The following is a 3,457-nucleotide window of genomic DNA, read 5'->3' as shown; positions in this document are numbered from 1 at the left end:
CCGGCAGACGTAAAAAAGCCCGACTCTTTCGAATCGGGCTTTCTTGTATTTGGAGCCTGGTAATGACCTACTTTCACATAACAAATGCTACACTATCATCGGCGCTGTTTCGTTTCACTACTGAGTTCGGCATGGGGTCAGGTGGGTCCAAAACGCTATTGTCACCAAGCAAATTTGGTGTCAGTCCGTATTACTACGCACTAACTAAAATTTGGAATTCTGATAATAAAAGTTTTCAGTAATCTACTTTAGTCTATTAACTTCTTCGCTTGTTTCACTATCACATAAAACGCGTTTGGCGTTGTATGGTTAAGCCTCACGGGTAATTAGTACAAGTTAGCTTAATGGCTCACACCACTTCCACATCTTGCCTATCAACGTTGTAGTCTTCAACGGCCCTTCAGAGACTTTAAAAGTCTAGTGAGAACTCATCTCGAGGCCTGCTTCGCGCTTAGATGCTTTCAGCGCTTATCAGTTCCGAACGTAGCTACCGGGCAATGCCATTGGCATGACAACCCGAACACCAGCGGTTCGTTCACTCCGGTCCTCTCGTACTAGGAGCAACCCCTCTCAATTCTCAAACGCCCACGGCAGATAGGGACCGAACTGTCTCACGACGTTCTAAACCCAGCTCGCGTACCACTTTAAATGGCGAACAGCCATACCCTTGGGACCGACTTCAGCCCCAGGATGTGATGAGCCGACATCGAGGTGCCAAACACCGCCGTCGATATGAACTCTTGGGCGGTATCAGCCTGTTATCCCCGGAGTACCTTTTATCCGTTGAGCGATGGCCCTTCCATTCAGAACCACCGGATCACTATGACCTACTTTCGTACCTGCTCGACGTGTCTGTCTCGCAGTTAAGCTGGCTTCTACCATTACACTAACCGTACGATGTCCGACCGTACTTAGCCAACCTTCGTGCTCCTCCGTTACTCTTTGGGAGGAGACCGCCCCAGTCAAACTACCCACCAGGCACTGTCCGTAACCCCGATTCAGGGGCCAACGTTAGAACATCAAAACTACAAGGGTGGTATTTCAAGGACGACTCCACAAAAACTAGCGTCTCTGCTTCAAAGTCTCCCACCTATCCTACACATGTAGGTTCAATGTTCAGTGCCAAGCTGTAGTAAAGGTTCACGGGGTCTTTCCGTCTAGCCGCGGGTACACAGCATCTTCACTGCGATTTCAATTTCACTGAGTCTCGGGTGGAGACAGCGTGGCCATGGTTACACCATTCGTGCAGGTCGGAACTTACCCGACAAGGAATTTCGCTACCTTAGGACCGTTATAGTTACGGCCGCCGTTTACCGGGGCTTCGATCAAGAGCTTCTCCGAAGATAACCCCATCAATTAACCTTCCGGCACCGGGCAGGTGTCACACCGTATACGTCATCTTGCGATTTTGCACAGTGCTGTGTTTTTAATAAACAGTCCCAGCCACCTGGTCACTGCGGCTCCAATCAGCTTAGAGAGCAAGTCTCATCACCAATCGGAGCGTACCTTCTCCCGAAGTTACGGTACGATTTTGCCTAGTTCCTTCACCCGAGTTCTCTCAAGCGCCTTAGTATTCTCTACCTGACCACCTGTGTCGGTTTGGGGTACGATTCGGTATAATCTGAAGCTTAGAGGCTTTTCCTGGAAGTATGGCATCAGCAACTTCATCACCGTAGTGACTCGTCTCGTGTCTCAGCCTAACAGCAACCCGGATTTACCTAAGTCGCTAGCCTACACACTTTCACATGGACTACCATCGCCATGCTTGCTTAGCCTGCTCCGTCCCCCCATCGCAATTATACCAAGTACGGAAATATTAATCCGTTTCCCATCGACTACGCCTTTCGGCCTCGCCTTAGGGGTCGACTTACCCTACCCTGATTAACATGGGATAGGAACCCTTGGTCTTCCGGCGTGCGGGTTTTTCACCCGCATTATCGTTACTCATGTCAGCATTCGCACTTCTGATACGTCCAGCATACCTCCCGGTACACCTTCAACCGCTTACAGAACGCTCCCCTACCACTCAGAATAAATTCTGAATCCGCAGCTTCGGTGCATAGTTTAGCCCCGTTACATCTTCCGCGCAGACCGACTCGACCAGTGAGCTATTACGCTTTCTTTAAAGGATGGCTGCTTCTAAGCCAACCTCCTGGCTGTCTGGGCCTTTCCACATCGTTTCCCACTTAACTATGACTTTGGGACCTTAGCTGGCGGTCTGGGTTGTTTCCCTCTTCACGACGGACGTTAGCACCCGCCGTGTGTCTCCCGGATATTACTTTACGGTATTCGGAGTTTGCAAAGGGTTGGTAAGTCGGGATGACCCCCTAGCCTTAACAGTGCTCTACCCCCGTAAGTATTCGTCCGAGGCTCTACCTAAATAGATTTCGGGGAGAACCAGCTATCTCCCGGTTTGATTAGCCTTTCACTCCTAACCACAGGTCATCCCCTAACTTTTCAACGTTAGTGGGTTCGGTCCTCCAGTTGATGTTACTCAACCTTCAACCTGCCCATGGCTAGATCACCGGGTTTCGGGTCTATACCTTGCAACTATTCGCCCAGTTAAGACTCGGTTTCCCTACGGCTACCCTAATCGGTTAACCTCGCTACAAAATATAAGTCGCTGACCCATTATACAAAAGGTACGCAGTCACCCTCGAGGGGCTCCTACTGCTTGTACGTACACGGTTTCAGGTTCTATTTCACTCCCCTCACAGGGGTTCTTTTCGCCTTTCCCTCACGGTACTGGTTCACTATCGGTCAGTTGGGAGTATTTAGCCTTAGATGATGGTCCACCTATATTCAGTCAAAGTTTCACGTGCTCCGACCTACTCGATTTCACTTAAAATGCGTTTTCATGTACGGGACTATCACCCTGTATCGTGGCACTTTCCAGAGCCTTCCATTAACACATAATAAGCTTAAGGGCTGTTCCGATTTCGCTCGCCGCTACTATCGGAATCTCGGTTGATTTCTTTTCCTACGGGTACTTAGATGTTTCAGTTCTCCGCGTTCGCCTCGTTAACCTATGTATTCAGTTAACGATACCTGCAAGCAGGTGGGTTTCCCCATTCGGAAATCCTAGTCTCAAGTGCTTTTTACTAGCTTGACTAGGCTTATCGCAAGTTAATACGTCCTTCATCGCCTCCAACTGCCAAGGCATCCACCGTGTACGCTTAGTCACTTAACCATACAACCCAAACGGGTCTTTGTTTCGTGACAGTTTAACTTCGCCAGAAGTTAATATTGAATACTAAAGTAGATACCAATTAATCCGAGGATTAAATTGGCACTGAATGATACTGCTATCATTCTTTTTTACTTTTGAAAACTCTGTACAAATAACAATGTTATTCATACGAATTTTATTATCAGCTTTTCCAAATTTTTAAAGAGCAGAGAATCAAAAACTTCTCAAAATTAAACACACTCTATTCTCAGGTGATTGTGCTACCCT

At 48.1% G+C, this 3,457-nt stretch carries 2 rRNA genes; both read right to left on the bottom strand.

Annotation, left to right across the window (positions count from 1 at the left end):
• Positions 1 to 54: 54 nt before the first annotated feature.
• Positions 55 to 169 (bottom strand): 5S ribosomal RNA (gene rrf / locus CWB76_RS13160).
• A gap of 136 nt (positions 170 to 305) precedes the next feature.
• Positions 306 to 3,190, bottom strand: a 23S ribosomal RNA gene (locus CWB76_RS13155).
• Positions 3,191 to 3,457 lie beyond the last annotated feature (267 nt).

Source organism: Pseudoalteromonas sp. S1609, from assembly GCF_005887255.1.
Lineage (GTDB): Bacteria > Pseudomonadota > Gammaproteobacteria > Enterobacterales > Alteromonadaceae > Pseudoalteromonas.
This window is presented reverse-complemented; position numbering and strand designations above follow the sequence as displayed.